General features: G+C 42.1%; 12 protein-coding genes. 10 read left to right on the forward strand and 2 right to left on the reverse strand.

Annotated features, from left to right (window positions below; genetic code table 11):
* The first annotated feature begins 5 nt into the window (after nt 1–5).
* The 7 genes from CD03_RS0105495 to CD03_RS38215 all read left to right on the forward strand — a co-directional run bounded on the left by CD03_RS0105495 (nt 6) and on the right by CD03_RS38215 (nt 15,920).
* Nucleotides 6–1,538 (forward strand): sugar ABC transporter ATP-binding protein, encoded by a 1,533-nt coding sequence (locus CD03_RS0105495; protein ID WP_027292768.1) that lies wholly within the window; start codon nt 6–8, stop codon nt 1,536–1,538.
* A 17-nt stretch (nt 1,539–1,555) separates the two neighbouring features.
* On the forward strand, nt 1,556–2,605 hold the full coding sequence (locus CD03_RS0105500) for an ABC transporter permease (protein ID WP_027292769.1): 1,050 nt from the start codon (nt 1,556–1,558) through the stop codon (nt 2,603–2,605).
* 271 nt (nt 2,606–2,876) lie between these two features.
* A complete protein-coding gene (locus CD03_RS0105505) occupies nt 2,877–4,472 on the forward strand; it encodes a response regulator transcription factor (RefSeq protein ID WP_027292770.1) in 1,596 nt (531 codons plus the stop codon).
* Nucleotides 4,473–4,479: 7 nt separating this feature from the next.
* Complete coding sequence (locus tag CD03_RS35825) at nt 4,480–6,174, forward strand: sensor histidine kinase (protein ID WP_052377687.1); 1,695 nt, start codon at nt 4,480–4,482, stop codon at nt 6,172–6,174.
* A 64-nt stretch (nt 6,175–6,238) separates the two neighbouring features.
* Nucleotides 6,239–7,723, forward strand: coding sequence for an ABC transporter substrate-binding protein (locus CD03_RS0105515; RefSeq protein WP_027292771.1), 1,485 nt, complete (start codon nt 6,239–6,241; stop codon nt 7,721–7,723).
* A 124-nt stretch (nt 7,724–7,847) separates the two neighbouring features.
* Nucleotides 7,848–8,966 carry a D-ribose ABC transporter substrate-binding protein gene (locus tag CD03_RS0105520; protein ID WP_027292772.1) on the forward strand — a complete coding sequence of 373 codons (1,119 nt, stop codon included), beginning with the start codon at nt 7,848–7,850 and terminating at the stop codon, nt 8,964–8,966.
* 51 nt (nt 8,967–9,017) lie between these two features.
* A complete protein-coding gene (locus CD03_RS38215) occupies nt 9,018–15,920 on the forward strand; it encodes a nucleoside hydrolase-like domain-containing protein (protein WP_052377688.1) in 6,903 nt (2,300 codons plus the stop codon).
* A gap of 191 nt (nt 15,921–16,111) precedes the next feature.
* Here CD03_RS38215 and CD03_RS0105535 read toward each other — a convergent pair whose 3' ends face one another.
* Together CD03_RS0105535 and CD03_RS0105540 are read right to left on the reverse strand one after the other, a co-directional pair.
* The gene (locus tag CD03_RS0105535) at nt 16,112–16,855 is read right to left on the reverse strand and encodes a 6-phosphogluconolactonase (RefSeq protein WP_027292773.1); all 744 of its coding nucleotides are present in this window, start codon (nt 16,853–16,855) and stop codon (nt 16,112–16,114) included.
* Nucleotides 16,852–18,249 carry a trimethylamine methyltransferase family protein gene (locus tag CD03_RS0105540; RefSeq protein ID WP_027292774.1) on the reverse strand — a complete coding sequence of 466 codons (1,398 nt, stop codon included), beginning with the start codon at nt 18,247–18,249 and terminating at the stop codon, nt 16,852–16,854. The genes CD03_RS0105535 and CD03_RS0105540 overlap by 4 nt, the downstream gene beginning before the upstream one ends.
* A gap of 178 nt (nt 18,250–18,427) precedes the next feature.
* Here CD03_RS0105540 and CD03_RS0105545 point away from each other — a divergent pair, with 178 nt between their 5' ends.
* The 3 genes from CD03_RS0105545 to CD03_RS0105555 all read left to right on the forward strand — a co-directional run bounded on the left by CD03_RS0105545 (nt 18,428) and on the right by CD03_RS0105555 (nt 21,867).
* Nucleotides 18,428–19,585, forward strand: coding sequence for an ROK family transcriptional regulator (locus CD03_RS0105545; RefSeq protein ID WP_027292775.1), 1,158 nt, complete (start codon nt 18,428–18,430; stop codon nt 19,583–19,585).
* Between the two features lie 145 nt (nt 19,586–19,730).
* A complete protein-coding gene (locus CD03_RS0105550; RefSeq protein ID WP_027292776.1) occupies nt 19,731–20,873 on the forward strand; it encodes a PfkB family carbohydrate kinase in 1,143 nt (380 codons plus the stop codon).
* Nucleotides 20,845–21,867, forward strand: coding sequence for a uroporphyrinogen decarboxylase family protein (locus tag CD03_RS0105555; RefSeq protein ID WP_027292777.1), 1,023 nt, complete (start codon nt 20,845–20,847; stop codon nt 21,865–21,867). The genes CD03_RS0105550 and CD03_RS0105555 overlap by 29 nt, the downstream gene beginning before the upstream one ends.
* The last annotated feature ends 8 nt before the right edge of the window (nt 21,868–21,875 follow it).

Below are 21,875 nucleotides of genomic sequence, written 5' to 3' on the forward strand. Positions count from 1 at the left end.
TATAAATGAAAGAAAATGTGGTTTTACATGCCGAGTGCATGAATAAAATTTATCCCGGAACAAAGGCGCTAGACCAGGTTTCCTATGACGTGGAGAAAGGAAAGGTCAATGTTTTAATCGGAGAAAACGGAGCAGGCAAATCTACGCTGATGAAGTTAATTGCGGGTATCGAGCAGCCGTCCTCCGGTAAAATGTATATGGATGATAAAGAGGTCGTCTTCAAAGATACAACAGAGGCGAGAAAACATGGAATCGGCATTATCCATCAGGAGCTCAGCCTGTATCCAAACCTGAATGTATACCAGAATATATTTATGGGTAGAGAACAGACTAAGGGACTGAAGCTGGATAATAAAAAGCATGCAGAACTGACCAGGGCAGTATTAGAGAGGCTGGAACATCCCATTAATGAGAATATTCTCGTGGGGGACCTGAGGGTTGGACAGCAGCAGATGATCGAGATTGCCAGGAATGTAGTGCAGGAAGATTTAAAGATCCTCATTATGGATGAGCCAACTTCTTCCTTAAGTGAACAGGAAGTAGATGTTTTATTCAAACTTATGAGGGAATTTACCAGCCAGGGTATGTCAATTGTATACATATCCCACCGACTGGAAGAGATCATGCAGATCGGTGATAACGTAACGATTCTGCGGGATGGAAAGTTCGTAGCCAAGGCAGAAGTAAAAGATATTGATGTACCGTGGATTGTTCAGCGAATGGTAGGCGAAGGGAAATCCTATCCGAAAAAAGAGCGGGGAATTAACTGGAAAAAAGTAGAGACGGTAATGGAGGTGAAAGGGCTGACACTTCCCAAAAAGGGCGGTGGATATCTTCTGAAAGACATAGAATTCAACCTGAAAAAAGGCGAGATACTGGGAATATACGGGTTGATGGGTGCAGGGCGGACAGAAATCTTTGAATGCATCATGGGAATGAGGCCGGAACATACTGGGGAGGTAATGATAGACGGTGATAAATTACAGATTCGTAACATCTCCGAACAGATTGCCCGCGGTTTTGCACTGGTGCCGGAAGACCGTCAGGCAGAAGGGCTGGTGCAGACATTAGATATCGGGAAAAATATTTCCCTTTCCAGCCTGAAGAAATATGCCAGACATTTTTTCCTGAATGAAAAAGAAGAGAGCAGGCATGTTGAAGAACAGATTCAGGACATTCAAATTAAAGTGGCTGATAAAAAGCTGCCGATTCTTTCCCTTTCCGGGGGGAACCAGCAGAAGTGTGTCATCGGGAAAGGAATCCTGACCAATCCCAAAATACTGCTATTGGATGAACCCAGCAGGGGAATCGACATCGGAGCCAAAACGGAAGTGTTTGATATTATCAACCAATATGCGGAACGGGGCTTATCAATCCTTGTAGTTTCCTCAGAGCTGAAAGAAATCGTAGCAATTGCAGACAGAGTCATTGTCCTGTCCAACGGGATTAAAACCGGTGAATTCAGCGGAGATGAGATTACGGAAGACCAGTTAGTACTGTCCTCTTATAAAGGACACCATACACAGATTAATGCATAGAAAAGAGGAGAATTAAAATGGGTAAGAAAAATAATACAGGTACATATAATTCCATTGCCATGACACTGCTGAAAGGAAGGACATTTATTGTTTTAATTGTGCTGGTACTGTTTTTCAGTATCATAACACCTACATTTTTCACATTGAATACAGGACTTCTGGTTGCAAAACACGTTGCCCTTTATGGAATTCTGGGACTTGGTATGACTTATGTTATCATTACGGGCGGAATTGACCTGTCAGTAGGCGCTATCGCAGGGCTGGGAGGAATGATTGCAGGCGGATTGATTAATGAAGGACTGACACTTCCCATGTTTGGGGTTACGATTTATTTCAGCGTACCCTGGGTAATCTTAATTACTGCCCTGGTAGGTATTTTTGCAGGATGGCTGAACGGTTTTATTATAACGAAATTTAATGTGGCACCATTTATTGCCACACTTGGAATTATGAACGTGGCAAGAGGATTTGCAAATCTCCGTTCCGGAGGTAAGACTTTTTCCAATATTGTAGGTAACAAAGTGTTGGGCAACAATGGATTTGAGTTTTTGGGAAGTACAGTAGCAGGCATCCCGGTGGGTGTAATCATACTTGCGCTGATTGCAGTGGGAGCTGCGCTTATCTTAAAGTATACACCATTTGGCTGGCATGTTCTGGCAATCGGTGGAAATGAAAGGGCAGCCAGGCTGTCCGGTATCAAGGTGAAAAGAGTAAAGACATACGTATATATGTTTTCAGGCTTTTGTTCCGTAATGGTTGGTATGATCGCTGCAGGACAGTTGGTTGCTGCACATCCGGCAACCGGTGAAGGCTGGGAGATGAACGCGATTTCGGCGGCAGTACTTGGCGGAACTTCCATGGCTGGCGGTGTGGGCACCATAGGCGGCACAATCGTAGGTGCATTTGTAATCGGCGTTATTAATGACGGTATGGTTATGTGCGGAGTTTCGGAATTCTGGCAGAAGGTAATCAAAGGTATCGTAATTGTGGCTGCGGTTATCATAGACCAGTTCCAGAGAAATATGCAGGCGAAGATGGCGCTGCAGGTTCGCAATGAATCCAAATAATCAGAGAAGAAAGAGCTGAAACATATATCATCCACCGCAGACCGGGTTACACGACTGGAAAAACATAAGGAATTGTATGGAAAAATAAGGAAATAAAAAAATTTACAGATGTAGTATAATAGTAGTATGGTAAGTATAGTCAGATGACTTTACAGTTTATAGTGGAAGCTTATGGACAGGGAACGGTGTTTTCCTGTCTTGTTCCGCATTCAAAAGTCAATGGATTTTCAAGAGCGTCCCTCCGGTGTCAGCCTGGGGGGACAGAAGAACAATGAAAAGGAAAGAGGGGACTCCGGTAATGAATATTTTAATTGTAGATGATGAAAAACTGGCAGTTGAAGTAATCAAGAACATGATTCAGTGGGAAAGTTATGGAATAGAGGAGGTCTATACGGCTTATAGTATGAAGCAGGCTGTGGAGGCGATGGAACGGCATCAGATATCCATCCTGTTGTGTGATATTGAGATGCCAAAGGGAAGCGGGCTTGAAGTAGCCGCCTGGATACAGGAGCAGAAGCTGGATATTAAAATCATCTTTCTGACAAGCCATGCCGTATTCCAGTATGCAAGCCAGGCGATTAAGTATGGTGTATCCGACTATCTCCTAAAGCCAGTGGTTCCGGAGGAATTGGAACAGGCAATCCAGCTGGCATCGGAAAAAATTCAATTACATAAGCAGATAGAACAGAATGAAAAATATGCTTCCTACTGGAATTCCGGTAAAACAATTATGCAGCAGGATTTTTGGAAGTCCTATTTATCCGGTGGAAAGGAATATAAGAATCTGCAGAGCATGTCAAAGAAGATTGATATTGATGCAGAACCGGGGACGATTTATTATCCGATACTTTTATACTGGTCCAGAAAGAAAAACAGAGGGACTGTGTGGGATGATGAGATCATCGAATTTTCGATCCGGAACATCGTATCTGAGGTGTTGTTCGGGAAGATGCAAAACGGGAATTTTGTACTGCTCCGAAACAACTGCATATTGGCGGTCTACCCTATGCAGAAAGAGACCCGGTTGTGGATGAGGGAAAAGTGTAAGATGATGCTGGACCGGTGCGGGGAATACCTGAGTTTTTGCAATATCAGCTGTTATGTTACGGGAGATACGCCATTTGAAAAGCTGAAGGAGGCTGTGGACATGCTAATAGAAACCGAAGAAGAAGATATCCTTAAAGAAAACAGGGTCATAATGGCCCAGCAGGACAAAGAAGTGTTCAAATACCAAAAACCGGACATGGAGCCCTGGGTGAATGGCCTGTTTGATAAAAACCAGAGTAAAGTGCTGAAGGAAATACAGAGATATCTGGAAGAAGTAGGCGTGGTTTACCATGCGGATTCAAAGTCTTTAGGGCAGTTCCAGCATGATTTTTTACAGGAATTATACATCGTCCTGGAGCGGAAAGGGATCTATGCCCACAGTGTCCTGTCCAGCCCGCAAATGCTGGAGTCCTTCAACCGGGCATCCAGGAGTATCGCGGATATGGTCAACTGGGTTTCTGACCTTTCAGACTCCCTGGTACAGTATGATTATAAAAAAGAAAAAACACCGGATATGATAAAAGAGATTAAAGTTTTTATAGAAGAAAACTCTGGGGAGGAAATCAGCAGAAATGATCTGGCGGCAAAGGTTTTCCTGCATCCGGATTATTTAAGCCGGATATTTAAAGAACAGATGGGAATGTCCTTGTCAGATTTTATCATTCAGGTCAGGATTGACAAGGCGAAGGTACTGCTTCAGAAAACAGATGACCGGATTTCTGATATTTCGGCAAAAGTAGGATATCCCAATACGGCGTATTTTACAAAATTATTTAAGCGCGCAACCGGTATGACACCAAAAGAATTCAGGAAGGCATAGGTAGAAAATGAAGAAAAATCATTCACTTCGCTATTTTATTGTGGAAATAGTGAGCGCTGTCCTGATTATATTGTGCGCATGTGTTATGTGTTATAATTATTACATCATGCATCTGATGGAAAGACGCGTGACAGATTCGGTGAAAGCTACAATTGGCATTTATAACCGCCAGATTGAGAGTAATCTGGACAATATCCAGACTTTTTTGCTTACCCAAAGCCTGATGGAAGAGGAAAAGAGGAAACTGGTGAATCCGAAGAGGGAACTGGACCGGTATATGGCGGAATTATCCATAAAATCTGATTTTATGAAGCAGATAGGCAATTACAAAATGCTGGATGGAATATTTCTGTATGACAGGAAAAATGACATTTACTTAAGCGGTGTGCAAAATGGCGTAACGTCTCAGCAAAACACAGATATTTATAAGAATATATACGATACCCTTGCCAAGTTTGAAAGAGAGGGGCAGGGTTCGTGGTTTACCGTACAGATATTAAATGATACCTGCCTCATTAAAGTACTGGAGAACCAGCAAATCTATGTGGCGGGCTGGGTTAAAATAGAAAATATATTAAAAGAACTGAAAGTAGGTCTGGGTGCGGACTCAGACTTTATCTTCCTGTGCCGGAAAGACGGTAAGGTACTGGATCTTCACTACACTGAGAGGCAGATCAAGCTGACCGGACAGAATGAGGTGGTTCTGAATAAAAACCGCTATCAGAATATACAGGTGGATATCGAAAACCATGGACTATCCATTGCAGTACTGAAGAAGAAAGGCGGATTCCTGGATGAACTCCGGGTGGCTGGAATCAATGTGGCGGTAACCCTGGTATCTGTGGCGATCCTCTCTGCATTGGTACTGTTTTTGCTAAACCGGTATTTTTTAAAACCGTTGAATCGGCTTGTGCAGGCAATGCAGCAGCTTAAAAACGGGAATCTGAAGGTGAAGCTTGCAAATGACAAGGAGTTTGAAGAATTCCAGATTGTAAATAAAACCTTTGACCTCATGACGGAAGAAATAGAATCCCTGAAAATTCATGTTTATGAAGAACAGATACACAAGCAAAAAGCACAGCTCCAGTATCTGCAGGTACAGATTGCCCCTCATTTTCTGACAAATTGCATGAGCCTGATTCAGAATCTGCTTCTGCTGGACCGAAAAGATTCAGCCAGGGAAGCGACGGTTGTCTTAAGCAAATACATGCGGTATACATTGAGAAGTGATACAAAAGTATCCGTTTTGCATGAGCTGGAACATGTAGAGAATTACATATGCCTGCAAAAACTGCGTTATGAAGACCAGCTGAGCCTGGTGCTAAGTAAAAAGGGGGAAGTGGATGGAGAGATGATCCCCAACATGCTGATTCAGACCTTCGTGGATAATTCGGTCAAACACCAGTTAAGCCCGGAGTCGCAGCTTCTCATTACCGTGGAGGTAAAATATATTATGGGGGAAGAGGAAAAAGAATATCTCTACATTTCAGTATCGGATAACGGAGATGGATTCGAAAGTGATATATTGGAAAAGCTGAAAAATAATGAAGTTATATTAAAACAAAACGGGGAGCATATCGGAATCTACAATGTATGTCAGAGAATGGCACTTATATATGGAGAAGAAGCACATATTCAATTTGGGAATGGAGATGCCGGAGGAGCAGTGATCGAGATACGCCTGCCAAAGAGTGAGGTATAAAGCGTGATTAAAAATTTAAGAAGTTTATTAAAAACAGATGTCTGCCAGGCAGACAGGAGGGTCAATGAAGACAAATATGAAAAAGTTATTTATTTTATTGGTTATTGCATGTGCAATGTCCGGTTTAATGCTCTTCTTAAGATGGTGCCACCCGGTAAATAAAGAACAACAGGCAGAGCATGAGGAATATGAAAAACTGGTAGTAGCGTATTCCGGAAGTATTGGCGGGACAAAGGATCTGCAGCTTGTCCAGGATGAACTGAATAAGATCACGCGTAAAAAGCTGGGTATAGAAGTGGAACTGAAGGTACTTGATAATTTTAAAAATACAATTAATCTGATGCTCTCAGGCAAGGAACAGCTGGACATTATGACGATTGATAATCAGATGTATATGGAAGCTTATATCAATCAGAATCTGTGGGAATTGGATGATCTTCTGGATCAATATGGGTCCGGTATAAAAGAAGCGCTGGGGATGGATAATATCAATGCCTGCCGGATAAAAGGAAAGCTGTACGGCCTTCCGAATAACCGTGATTTTGCTGCTGGCTGGGATGCATATATGCTGAGAAAAGACATTCTGGATAAATATAACATCAAAAAAGAAGACATCAAAAGTATTGAAGATTTGGAAAAAGTATTTGATCTGCTTCTGGAAAAAGAGCCGGATATTACCCCTATAGCATCCTCCGGTTCCATGTTCGGTAATTTTGCGCTGGCGGACGGCATAAACAGCTTCCCGGCAGGCGGCCACCTGAACTATGGCCAGGATGAGGAGATTGTAAATATATTTGAGACGGATGAATATATGGAAAATTTAAAACGTGTGAGGGAATGGTATCTGAAAGGATATATGGGAGACAGGATTCTGGAAGATACCCAGTCTCTGCGGGACAAGATTCGGGAGGGGACGGTATTTTCTTATCCCCAGAAGGGGAAGCCGGGAATTGAACGGCAGGAATCCATGTCTTATGGAAAAGAACTGGTGATTGTCCAGTTTGGTGAAAATGCTATCAGTTATAATTCCCTGGCTGCCCTGCCATGGGTGATTACCAAAAATTCAATATCAAAAGAGAAATCCATGCAGCTTCTGAATCTGATGTATACTGATGCAGATATTATGAATCTGTTATCCTATGGGGTTGAAAATATTCACTATGTTAAAACGGAAGACGGCCATATTAAGCTGCCTACAGGTGCCGCAAGCAACGTATTTATAAAAGGCTCCTGGAAGATGCCAAATCAGTTTATTACATATGTATGGGAAGGAAATCCCCTGGATTTGTGGGAGAGGATGGATGAGTATAATAATTCTGCCCTGCGATCCTGCGAAATCGGATTCAATTTTGATGTATCGGAAGTCTCAACGGAATATATCACCCTGGAAAAGATCTATAATAAGTATAAACCAATTTTAGAAAGCGGGCTGGTGGATCCGGAAGAAGGGCTACGGGAAATGCTGGGTGAGTTGAATGCAAATGGGCTGCAGGAAGTGATAGCAGAAAAGAGAAAGCAGTTTGAGGAGTGGAAAAAGGAGTATAAGTAAAAAGTCAGAATACTACACATTTAGTTCAGAATCGTTATATTTTTCTATTCCCTGATTTGTTAATATATATATAAATAATTTATATAAAATTATTAAAAATATTTATAAAAAAGGAGAAGATGATATGAAGAAAAAAGTGGTAAGCGCAATTTTATGTACAGCAATGGTAATGGCTATGGTCACCGGATGCGGAGGTGGTACGAAAGAGACTCAGAAGGCTGAAACACAGGCTGCAACAGAAGCAACAGAGGCTGCGACAAAGGCAGAAACCCAGGCTGAGACAAAGGCTGAAACCCAGGCGGAAACAAAAGCAGCGGAAACCCAGGCACCTGAAACACAGACAGAAAAAAGTGCCGATGCAACAGCATTAACAGGTGGCGGTTCCAACATAGTTTATATCATTACACCTTCCCATTCCAATCCATTCTTCGGTACGGAAGCTACTGCTGCAGAAGCAAAGGCAAAAGAACTTGGATACGAAGTGAAGACTTTGTCACATGATGATGATGCAACGAAACAGATGGAGCATTTTGAATCCGCAATTGCAGATAAAGCAGCGGCTATTATTTGTGATAACGCAGGTGCAGATGCAACAATCGAAGCAGTGAAAAAAGCAAAAGATGCAAATATCCCCACATTCCTGATCGACCGTGAAATCAATGAAGAAGGTGTGGCAATTTCCCAGATCGTTGCAAATAATTATCAGGGTGCCAAAGCAGTAGCGGAAGTATTCGTAGAGGCAATGAACGAAGAAGGAAAGTACGTAGAGCTATTAGGTAAGGAATCTGATACCAATGCAGCGGTTCGCTCCAATGCATTCCACGAAGTAATTGACCAGTATCCGGATATGGAAATGGTAGCACAGCAGTCAGCAAACTGGGAACAGACAGAAGCATTTGAAAAAATGGAAACCATCCTGCAGTCTAATCCGGATATTGCCGGTGTTATCTGCGGTAATGATACTATGCTGGAAGGCGCAGTGGCAGCATTAGATGCAGCAGGTCTGAATGTTCCGGTAATCGGCGTAGACGGTTCTGACAATGCAAGAGATCTGATCAAAGAGGGAAAAGCAACCGCAACAGCATTACAGCAGGCAGCGAAAATTGCAAGAATGGCAGCAGAGCAGGCAGATGCTTATCTGAAAAACGGAACGACAGGGCTGGATGAAAAGCAATTGGTAGACTGTATTGCAATTACAAAAGATAATGCAGACAAATTAAGCGCATTTGATTATCAGGAATAGAAAGGGAACAAACAGAGATTTTAAGCACGTAAGAGAAAGAGAGGGAAAGGAATGAAGTTTAAAAAAGCAATTGCCAGTATACTGGCAGCTGCAATGGTGTGTTCTTCAGTGGTGTATACAAATCCCATGGAAGCCCAGGCAGCATCTTCTAAACTGAAAAAGATTACTATGAGTTCGGCTAAAGCGTCCGTATATAAAGGACAGACAAAGCAGCTGAAGGTAGTAAAAGCGCCTGCAAGTGCTAAAGCTGAAATTAAATGGTCAAGCTCTGACAAAAAAGTGGCAACTGTTACCAAAGACGGATTGGTAAAAGGTGTAAAACCAGGTACCGCGACAATTAAGGCAACGGCGAAGGTTGGAAAGAAAACCCTGTCAACAAAGTGCAATTTTACTGTAAAAAAACCTACTTATATTACGAAAATCACACCTAAAGTCTCCAGCAAAACTTTAAAAGTAGGTAAAAAATTTACAATTAAAACTACGATAGCTCCTGAAAATGCGTCAGTTAAGAAATTGAAATACTCTACTTCTAATAAAAAGGTAGCTACGGTTACATCCAAAGGCGTTGTAACTGCAAAAGGCAAAGGAACTGCAAAAATTACGATTAAAGCGACTGACGGAAGTAAAGAGAGCGCAACGGTTAAAATTACGGCAAGTGCAGTTCCGGTTACAAAAGTGACGTTAAAACCGGCACAGGTATCCTTGTCTATCGGTATGGCGAAGCAGTTAAAAGTTTCCGTAAAGCCAGCCAAAGCAACTAATCGGAACGTTACCTATACCTCTTCAAATGAGAATGTAGCATCCGTATCCAGTGCCGGAGTTGTAACGGCTAAAGCAACAGGTACCGCAGCAATTACAGCAACGGCTCAGGATGGAAGTAAAAAATCCTCTACAGTATCTGTAACGGTTAATCCGGTTATGGCTGCAAATGTAGCAGTTACTCCTGATACATTAGCCCTTAAAACCGGCGCCAGCCAAAAATTACAGACAGTCGTATCACCGGCTAATACCACAAATAAAAATGTAAGCTATACCAGTTCCGCACCGGATGTAGCATCCGTATCTTCTGACGGAACGGTTACAGCTAAGGGGAAAGGCTCTGCAGTAATTACGGTAACAACCCAGGATGGAAGCAATAAACAGGCATCTGTACGTGTCAGCGTCTCTGACATGGAAGTTAAAATTGCAGATTTGGCAGTAGTGGAAAATGATCTGGTTCTGGCACCCGGTGAAGCAAAGCAAATAACTGCAAATATAACACCAGCCAATGCTACTAATCAGACATTGCGTTACACCTCATCTGACAGCAATGCGGCTGAAGTTTCAGAAACAGGCGTGATTACAGCCAAAGCTCAGGGCTCTGCTGTTATAACCGTTGAAACGACAGACGGAAGTAATAAAAAGGCAGAACTTAAAGTTGAGGTAACAAACAAAGACAAAGTACGTACCATCGTAACGACAGATGGTGAAGTAGATGATATGGATTCCTTCATGCGTCTGATGCTGTATTCCAACGAGATGGACCTTGCCGGATTGATTCTTACAAGCTCTACCTATCACTATGCCGGAGATCCCGATAAGGGAATTGCCCCTAAGAGATGGACAGGCACTGCATGGGCGGGCGAAGTTCTGGAAGATTACAGTGAAGTATATTCAAACTTAACTGTTCATTCAGCAGATTATCCAACCCCGGCATATCTGGAAAGCATTTTAAAAATCGGTAACATTAAGAATGTAGGCGAGATGGATGAAATCACGGAAGGCTCAGAGTTCATGAAAGAGATTCTGTTAGACGACGATGACAGAACACTTTATATTCAGACCTGGGGCGGAACCAATACCACTGCAAGAGCTCTGAAATCAATTGAAGAAGAGTATAAAGGTACAGACCAGTGGGAAGCAATCCAGCAGAAGATTTATGACAAAGCAGTTATTTACATTATTTTGAACCAGGATGCTACATATTCCAACTATATTGCAAAAAACTGGCCCGGTATTAAAGTAATCAACGACGGCGGTAACTTCTGGAGATTCGCTTATATGTGGAAGAGTGTTCCCGAACCGCTGACACTAAAACTCCAGGGCGACTGGAATTATAACAATATCAAAACAGGACATGGTCCATTACTTGAAAATTACAAATTAATGGGTGACGGAACTATTCTTGAAGGCGAAGATGCCAATGAGCAGCGCGGAAGTGAAGATTATCTAATCAAAAATACGCAGTATAATCGTTATGATTTTATTTCCGAAGGAGATTCACCATCCTTCTTCTATCTGCTGGATACCGGACTTAGAAGTATGGAAGATCCGACATATGGCGGCTGGGGCGGAAGATTCGGTGTAGAAGCGGACGGCACCTATAAGAATACGGTATCAGATTACAATATTTACACCCAGAAAGAAGACAAAACATACACACTTACCCGCTGGTTCAATGATATCCAGGGTGATTTTGCGGCACGAGCCGACTGGTGTGTAGCAGATGAATTCAGCGATGCAAATCACAGGCCAACCGTAACCGTTGAAGAAGGGCTTGATCTGACGGCGCAGCCGGGAGAAAGAGTAAAATTACATGCTGACGGTGCAGACCCGGATGGTGATCTGTTAACTTATAAGTGGTGGCAGTATTATGAAGCAGATACTTATAAAGGAACAGAAGACGGCAAGTTCAAAATTATCGGTGGAGATTCAAATGTTGCAAGCTTTGTGGTACCCGCAGATGCAAAAGACGGCGATACAATCCATATGGTAGTTCAGGTTACTGACGACGGCGCTCATAATATGAACCACTACCAGCGTGTAATCCTGACTGTAGCAGGCGCACAGCAGGTAGAAAGCGTTACAGTAAACGGAGATTCCGAAATTCAGGCTGGAAGTAAAACAACATTGAATGCAGTAGTATTACCGGAAACATTAACCAATAAAAATGTAACCTGGAAGTCTGATAATGAAGCAGTAGCAACCGTTACAGACAAAGGACAGGTAACCGGCGTATCCGTTGGAACCGCTACGATTACCGCAGTTTCAAAAGTAGATAATACAATCACAGGAACATTTGAAATCACGGTGACAAGGGCGGCTAATGACCCTGCAAACCAGAATCCAAGAGCCATTATCACACAGGATGCGGAAGTAGATGACCAGAACTCCTTAGTGCATGCTCTGCTTTACGCAAATGAAATTGATTTCCAGGGAATCATCCAGACAAGTTCAAAGTTCCACTGGATTGGTGATCCGGATGTGGCAGATGCAGCTTCCCAGACCAAGTACCGCTGGCCGGGAACAGACTGGATGAATGAATATGCAGACGACTATGAAGCAGTATATGAAAATCTGCGTACCCATGACCCGAATTACCCCACACCGGCATATATCCGCAGCATTATCAAAATCGGAAATATCGGATATAAAGGCGAAGTGAAAAATGAAACAGAAGGTTCAAAATTAGTAGAAAAAGCCCTTTTGGATAACGACCCAAGAAAGCTGTACCTCATGGCATGGGGCGGAACAAACACCATCACCAGAGCGCTTATGAGTATTGAAGAAAAGTATAAAGGTACAGATGAATGGGCAGCAATCCGTGAAAAGATTGTAGATAAGTCAATGATCTGTGCATTTGGTAAACAGGATCAGACCTATGATGAATATATAGGAGAAGAATGGCCGGAGATCCCATTCCTGAATGTAGGAGGCGGAACCACATACGGATATTCCTGGTCAAAAACAGCAGGCAGCGTAGACAGTGAAGGCAAGAGAACATTGTCCGGAGCATGGATGAGAGAAAATCTCGATTACGGACACGGCGCATTGTTAGACAATTATGTAACCTGGGGCGACGGCACATACTTAGACGGCGAAGAAGACGGCAGCCAGTTCGGTACCAATGAAGACATGCTGGACAGCACAAACTGGTGGGGAAGAATGAAATACCAGCGGTATGATTTCCTTTCTGAAGGGGATTCACCAAGCTTCTTCTATCTGATGGATACAGGCTTAAGATCCTTGGAAGACCCGGCATTCGGAAGCTACGGCGGACGTTATTACCTGGATACCAGCATGAAGAACTCCAAGGGACAGCAGCTCAACTGGTACAAGACAGTACAGGATTATGATCCGTTACAGGATAAGAAGGTAAATTCTGACTGGCGCTGGATGGCAGACCTGCAGCATGAATTTGCAACCCGTGCAGACTGGTGTATCACACCGAACTATGAAGATGCAAACCACGCACCGACCCTTTCCATCAAAGAAGGACTGGACTTCACCGCAAAACCAGGGGAAACTCTGAAACTCCACGCAGAAGCAAGTGACCCGGATGGCGATTATGTATCCGTAAAATGGTCACAGTATTTTGAAGCAGATACTTATGTGGAACCGGAAGCGAATAAAGGCATTTACATCAAGGGAGCCAACTCAGATATGGCAACCATCACCGTACCGGAAGACGCAAAAGAAGGCGATACACTGATCATCTTAGTACAGGCATCGGACAATGGAACACATTCCCTGTCCCACTATCAGGAAATACTGATCACTGTAGAGGGTGCACAAGCAGTAGAAAGCGTTACTGTAGAAGGCGCTTCAGAAGTTGAAGTTGGAAATAAGGTAACATTGAATGCAGTAGTATTGCCGGAAACATTAACCAATAAAAATGTAACCTGGAAGTCTGATAATGAAGCAGTAGCAACTGTTACAGATAAAGGACAGGTAACCGGTGTATCATTTGGTACAGCAAACATAACAGCTGTTTCTCAGATTGATAAAACTGTAATGGGAACATTTGAAATAAAAGTGACCAGAGCAAAAGATGATGCAAACAGCAGTAAAGTAAGAACGATTGTAACAACAGATGGAGAAGTGGATGACATGGATTCCTTTATGCGTCTGATGCTTTACTCCAACGAAATGGATATAGCAGGCTTGATTTTGAGCAGCTCCACATACCACTACGCAGGTGATCCTGACAAGGGAATTGCACCAAAGAGATGGACCGGAACAGCATGGGCAGGCGAAGTATTAGATGATTACGAAGAAGTATATGAGAATCTGAAAGTACATTCACCGGATTTCCCGGCTCCGGAATATTTAAAGAGTATTCTGAAGATTGGTAATATCAAGAACGTGGGAGAAATGGAAGAAATTACAGAAGGTTCAGAATTTATGAAAGATATTCTTCTGGATGATGACGATCGTACCCTGTATATCCAAACCTGGGGCGGAACAAATACCACGGCAAGAGCTTTAAAATCAATCGAAGAAGAGTATAAAGGAACCGACCAGTGGGATGAAATCCAGCAGAAAATATATGACAAAGCCGTAATTTATATCATTCTGAATCAGGATGCTACTTATTCAGATTACATTGCAAAACAATGGCCTGGAATCAGAGTCATCAATGACGGCGGAAACTTCTGGCAGTTTGCTTATATGTGGAAACGTGTAGCAGAACCGCTGACAGCAAAACTCCAGGGTGACTGGTATTACAATAACATTAAGACCGGACATGGAGCATTGCTTGCAAATTATAAACTAATGGGCGATGGCACGATCTTAGAAGGTGAAGATGCAAACGAACAGAGAGGATCAGAAGATTATTTATTAAAGAATCCTCAGTATAACCGCTATGATTTCATATCAGAAGGTGATTCACCATCCTTCTTCTACCTGCTTGACACAGGACTTCGAAGCTTAGAAGATCCAACCTATGGAGGCTGGGGCGGAAGATTTGGAGTCATGGAAGACGGAACATACAAAAACACAGTAAAAGATTACAACATCTATACCAACAGCCAAGACACCGCATATACCTTAACCAGATGGTTCAATGATATTCAGAGCGATTTCGCAGCACGTGCAGACTGGTGTATAGCATCTGATTATGCTGATGCTAACCATATGCCTTCCGTAAGCGTAAAAGAAGGAATTGATCTGAGTGCAGCACCTGGAGAACGTCTCAAACTCCACGCAGAAGGTTCTGATCCTGATGGTGACAAACTGACTTACAAATGGTGGCAGTATTATGAAGCGGATACTTATGATGGTACTGCAGACGGCAATATGTCTGTTACAGGTAAAAATACCGATACGGCAAGCTTTGTGATTCCGGAAGATGCTCAGAACGGCGATACCATCCATATGGTAATACAGGTAACTGACAATGGTGCACATAATTTAAATTACTATCAGCGAGTTATTATAACTGTTACCGGCAGAGAAGAGATTCAGAATGTAGAAATAAAGACACCACAAGGCGTTGATGCAAATGCAATTGCATTAGGAACCAAGACGGCAGGAAAGGGTGGAAGCCCATACGCAGTACAGTTAACCGCAGAAGTAACACCAGCGCTTACAACAGGAAAGACATTTACATGGTCCTCAAGTGATGTAAGTGTTGCAACAGTTGACAGTACAGGAAAGGTTACACCTTTGACAGCAGGAAGTGTCAGAATCACGGCAGCGGCAAATGATGGTTCCGGTAAAGAGGCATCCATTGATCTGACAATTGTTGAGTTAAAACCAAGTGCAGTTGAAGTTACATCCGGCGGCTCTACGAAGCTTTACGTAAATGCCACTCTGTCTCTGAATGCATCTGTAAATCCAACAGATGCAGTAGACAAATCCGTTACCTGGACATCAGATAATGAAAATGTAGCAGTTGTATCCCAGGACGGTGTCGTAACAGGAATCGGTGCAGGAACCGTAGTCATATCAGCGGTATCAAATGCAGATCAGAGTGTATTCGGTGAAATTACCCTTGTGGTAGAAGAAGAAAATGTAAACCGGAGGTCAGCACCAGTAACAGAAGACGCTTCTGAGGTTTCTACAGAAGCAGAAGAAGTACAGGAAGATGTAATCCGGGAAGAGGTTCCTAATGTAGAAAACCAAAATGAAGAGACACAAAACGAAGAAACACAAACCGAAGTATCATCAAACGGAGAGACACAGTTGTAATCGTATGGCTGAAGAAGCACATGCCAGACAAAGATAAAATCGTATGGCTGAAGAAGTACATGCCAGACAAAGATAAAATCGTATGGCTGAAGAAGCACATGTCAGACAAAGATAACTCCTAAAATAATGAAAACAGGGAAGACGCTGAGAAATCAGTCTGGCTTCCCTGTTTTTCGTTCATGATCATATAATTAATGCGCTGTCCATTTAGAAGCAGCAGTCCGGTCGCAGTAAAGGGAAGCATTTTCAAATTCCAGAATGGCGGTAGCGGGAATAGCGGGATCACTTTGGTTTGCCTGCATTATCTGATACAGGATGCCGGCTTTGTGAGAATCATTAATCATAAGGATACAGCGTTTCGCTTCCCGGAAATTTTGTATGCCCAAAGTGGCACCTCCTTGCAAAACTGCATCACCTTCAAAATATTTCTGTCCAACTTTCTGGGTAATGGGATCCAGAGATGAGACATGTGCCCTTCCGTATAAATCTGATCCCGGTTCATTGAGCGCCAGATGTCCATTCATGCCGGCACCCAGGATCAAAAAGTCAATGCAGCGATTACAGGAATGATCTTTGATAAAAGTTTCGATTTCATTGCATTCAGTAGCCATATCCTTTTTTGATGCATCCCATAAGCGTACATTTTGTGGATGGTAATTTACATGATTTAAAAAATGCTCCTTAAGAAAGCAGCCGCAGCTGTCTTTGGTGTCCGGCGACATATACAGCCATTCATCCATTGCTACAAAGGATGCTTTTGAAAAGTCAGCCCTGCCTTCTTTATATGCCTGAACCAATTCCCGGAATAATCCAAGGGAAGTATGACCGGCAGCGATGCAAAGTAATTGCCGGGGATTATCTTTTAGATCTGCCAGTATATCCTTCGCAGTTCTGCGGCACATATCCGCGTAGGAGTCAAAAATTTCTATATTCATAGAATTTCCTCCCTGGCATCAGCGATAATACGGTCTATTTCTTCACAGAGAGATTCTGATATTACAGGCTCCCGGTTCAGATATCCATCTGTAGCTGTTTCAACCAGATCATGGGCGCGTTCCAACAGTTCTTTCTGAGATCCGCCAGTCCAGTTCGTCCAGTTATCCCTTAAAAAGATCCCAGGCTGGAGGTAACTTTCATGCATCCAGTCTAAAGTATGTTCTTCGGACAGGAAATTACCGCGGATACCTACTTCACGGATTACATCCAGACCGATGCTATCTTCCGATACCTCAAATCCTTTCGTGATATAATTGTAGTAATTAATCCATTCGTTATCCAATGCCAGCTGTTCGAGACTGATACCCTGGTCGGCTCCCACAATGCCCTGTGCGCCCATGGAACGGGTTCCGGAAAGAAAATTAAATGCTGCAGTAAGGCCCTTTTCAATACCAGCCTGAAAATCAGGCATGAGAGCATCGGTAAGGCCTGCATTAGACATGCCGGTGACCCCATAGAATCGCGACATCTGTCCAACCGCAATGCCGAACAATGCCTGGTTTGGACTGCCGAAAGAGCAAAGTGTGGTTTTGAGGTCCATCGAATGTACAGGAGCGCTATAGTTAGATATCTGCCCGTTTAACGCGAAAGCAATAAACATACTTGCAATTATCTCAGCATTTTCCAGAGTCAAAGTTCCTGCGATCGATGCAGGGGAAGTGGCAGCGCTCATGCCCATTGGACCCAGGGAAAGTGATCCGCCATTTTTGGCAAATAAAAGAGCCATTTCCAGGGTGTCTTTTTTGAAGGAAAGCGGAGTAATCGTTTCCAGAAGATAATTGCTTTCTTTACCCATAAGCTTATTCAACTCCAGTATGTATTTGGCAGACAAAGGAGTCAAAACATAAGTTCCGCCTGGTTTGCTGGAATATTTATAGATATCCTGATAATTAATCAGATCCGATATCTGATCGGGAACATCGGAAGGAACAACTACAGGACTGGAGTATGGAAAGTTTTCCAGGTGCTCAAGCAGGGCAAACCCCTTTAAATTATCTTTTCTGATTCCATAACGGCTGGTTTTCGTATTGTAATCTGTATAAAATACCTGTGTGGAAATATGTGCCTGGATATCATTTTTTAATGATTCCGTTTCAAAAGACTGTTGGTTGCGTTTTTTGATCGTGTCCAATACTGTCACCATCGCATTTTCTGGAATACGCAATATCTCTTTTTCATAATCCACGTTCCCGCCCAATTCAGAACAGAGGTCCAGTACTTCTTTACAGGGAACATGGATTCCAATGGTCTCTAAAATTTGAATTGAAGAGTCATGGATCATCTGGATCTCAGTGGGAGACAGAACCTCGATGCTGGAAATGATTTTTCTCATGAATAAATACCTCCTTAATAATAATTAACTAACTTTCTTAATTAATTGGATTATATGATTTCTTTGATTAAAAGTCAACAGTTTTTGTGAAAATATTATAATTTAAATTTAGTATTGACAAAATAGTAGTCATAATATACAATTAATTAAGAAAGTTAGTTAATGAAGGTGATGTGAAATGAAAAATTATGTACCGTCTCATTTAAAAGATATGAATCGGCAGATTGTATATCAGATTATTAAAGAAAAAGAAACCACTTCGAAAGCGGAGTTAGCAAAGCTGACGGGAATCAGCTCCCCTACAGTAATTAAAATTGTTAATTTCTTAATAGAAAAAAAGCTTGTCATAGAAGTGGGACAGGGAGATTTCAGCCAGAGTGAAGTTTCTGTCGGAAGAAAGCCACGTATGCTGAAGTTGAATACCGGATTAATGTATGTTGCAGCATTTTTCCTGGAAGGTGATTTTTTAAGTATGGGCGTGGTAGATTTAGCAGAGCGTATCATATATAAAAAAAGTATGGAAATAACTCCGGACTTCTCCTTTATCATGCCGGAAATTCTGAATAGACTTGTCATGCAGCTTTTAGAAGAAGCCGGAATTTCGGAATCCCAGCTATTTGGAATAGGAATTGCCCTTCCGGTAGCATATGATGAAAATAAATGCACGATTATAACGGCGCCGCTGATTCAGGTAAATGAACCCCTTGTGATCAGAGATGAAATAAAGAAATTAGAAGATAGATACGATGCGATTGTAATGATAGAAAATGACGCAAATGCTCAGGTACTGGGAGAGTTTCAAAGGGCTGGATACAGTGAAAAGGAAGACTTGATATTTATTTCTATTGGAACCGGACTGGGCGCGGGCATTGTTCTAAATGGACAGCTTCGCAGAGGAAAACATCATATGTGCGGAGAGATTGGCTATATCTGTTTCCTTGGTGATAATATTGAAAGAAAGAAAAATGCCGGCTGGCTGGAATCCCAAATCAGCTATCGGGTACTGGAAGAAAAGTTCGGAGTGGATTTTAGTAATGGCAGCGGGCTGGATTCCGATACAAAAAAGAAACTTATAGAATATGTGGCACTTCCCATTGCGCTATGCATAAACAATACAACCATGCTTTTGGACTGTGGAAATATCGTCTTGGGGGGTATTGTAATAGAAGTTCTGGGAGAAGAATTATTAACTGAAGTGAAGAGGCACGTAGATCAGATGTCAGTAATCGGGAATTCTATCCGCCTTCAAACTTCATCTGACAGCGGACTGATTGGAATTGCATCCATGGTCACAAAGAAAAAAATAATTGACTTATTAACATTGGAGTCTGATTAATCTATTTTGGTATTGGGAAACACATACCAAAACAGGTTGAAGTATTATAATAAAAAGTTGTATTCCAAAAGGAGTATAACTTTCTATAAATGGAATTAATTAACAAAGTTAGTTAATTAATGAAAAAGAAAGGAGGAATCCTTAAATGGAAAAAGTATTAAACAGTGTAGAATCCTGTCTGGAAAATCAAACGAACGGACATTTTCAGTGGAAAGTCTTTGCCGGCTTTGACGGATATGTAGATTTGCTTGTAAAACCTGTACGCTCCGGAATCAATGATCAAAAGAAGTATTTTGAAACCATCTCGGAGTTTGGAAGCTATTTAAAGACCAAGGCGAGTAAAAGCTGTTCGATTGAATTGCAGAAAATTACAGAAAAGGTTGGAGGAAACACCATAATTTTTGCCGAAGCCCTGGCGGCTTTTGGCATAAGCAGCAAATGTGTAGGCGCTTTCGGATATCCTAAAGTGCAGGAGGTATTTTCTAATGGAAACAGCAATGTAGAAATAGTGAGTATTACAAACCCGGGACACTGTACGGCATTAGAATTTCAGGACGGTAAAGTTATGCTGGCTGAAAATTCAGATATCAACGAATTGGATTATGAGGTTCTAATAAGCCGTATAGGTGAGAAAAAATTCTCAATGTATTTAGAAGAAGCAGATGTTTTGGCTTTTATGAACTGGAGCGAGATGGCGGGAGGAACGTTAATCTGGAAAGGGATATTGAAAAATATACTTCCGAAAGTGGCTGAAAAGAAAAAAAAGTCGGTTTTTATTGATATCTCGGACTGCTCCAGAAGAAGTAAAGAAGATATCGGCGAAATGTTGGAATTGGTTCGGGAATTTTCATCTTACTTTGATGTAATCATGAGTTTGAATAGAAATGAAATGGAAACCATCTGCAACACAATGCCGGAGGAGTTACAGGAAGCAGATTTTGAAAAGATGGGAGAAGTGATCAGAAACTACTGCGGGATTCAATATCTGGTAGTGCACTTACTGGATGGAGCATATGCTTTTGCAGGTGGGGAACCGTATTATATTGCGAATAAATATGTTGACAAACCTCTGATTTCCACAGGGGGCGGAGATAACTTTAACGCAGGTCTGGTATATGGAATCATGATGAATATGGATATTGAGCAGGCATTGGCAACAGCGAATGCTACCAGCGGTTTTTATGTAGTCAATGGAAAAAGTCCAGCCCCGGATGAATTAAAATCTTATATCAGTCAATGGAAAAAGGAGGTGAGAAGTCATGATAAGACCTCCCAAGAGAGAGCCTGACTTTCGCAATCTGGAATTGGTTTTAGAAAAGAAGAAACCACAAAGACCTACGCTGTTTGAATTATTTGTATGCGATGAAATTATTGAAAAAGTTTCAGGAAGACATTTAGCAGGGAAAAACAAGCTGGAAAAAGATGTTGCGCTGATTGAAACTTATGATAGCCTGGGCTACGATTATTCGTTAATAATGCCCACGGAATTTGCATTTATCGCAAATAATAAGCTGGAGAAAAAGTCTTTTTCTTTAAATGATGGTGCGGTTATTACAGACAGAAAATCTTTTGACCAGTACAATTGGCCGTCAGCGGGTGATTATGACTATACATATGTAGACAAACTGGCAGAATATCTGCCAAAGGGAATGGAATTTTTAGCCTGGTCCAGTGATGGACCCCTGGAAAGTGTCATAAAGCTGGTAGGTTATGAGAATCTCTGTTACATGCTCTATGATGATGAAACTTTGGCTGCTGATATTTTTGAACAGGTAGGTAAGCGTACGGTGGAAGATTACCGCCAAATGCTGGAGAATCCCCATATTAAAGGGGTGGTGGTCGGGGATGACTGGGGATTTAACACACAGACGCTGCTGCCTATAGAAGTTTATCGAAAATATCTCTTTCCATGGCATCAAGAAATTGTATGTATGGCACATGCCGGAGGCAGATATGCTATTTTGCATTCCTGTGGGCAATATCAAGGAGTGATAGAGGATATTATCCAGCATATGGGATATGATGGTAGGCACTCCTATGAAGATAATATTATTCCCGTAGAAAAGGCATACGAAGATTTATATCCGGATATCGCGGTTCTGGGGGGAATTGACGTTCATTTTTTATCCGTTGCTTCACCGCATGAGATAGGAAGGCGTTCAGAAGAAATGCTGGAACGTACTTTTAACAGGGGAGGATATGCACTGGGGTCCGGAAATAGTATTCCCAATTACATTTCCTGGGAAAATTATAAAGCAATGATAACAAAAGCATATGAATAAGGAGGATC

The sequence above is a fragment of the Robinsoniella sp. KNHs210 genome (genome assembly GCF_000686105.1).
Classification (GTDB): Bacteria; Bacillota; Clostridia; order Lachnospirales; family Lachnospiraceae; genus Robinsoniella; species Robinsoniella peoriensis.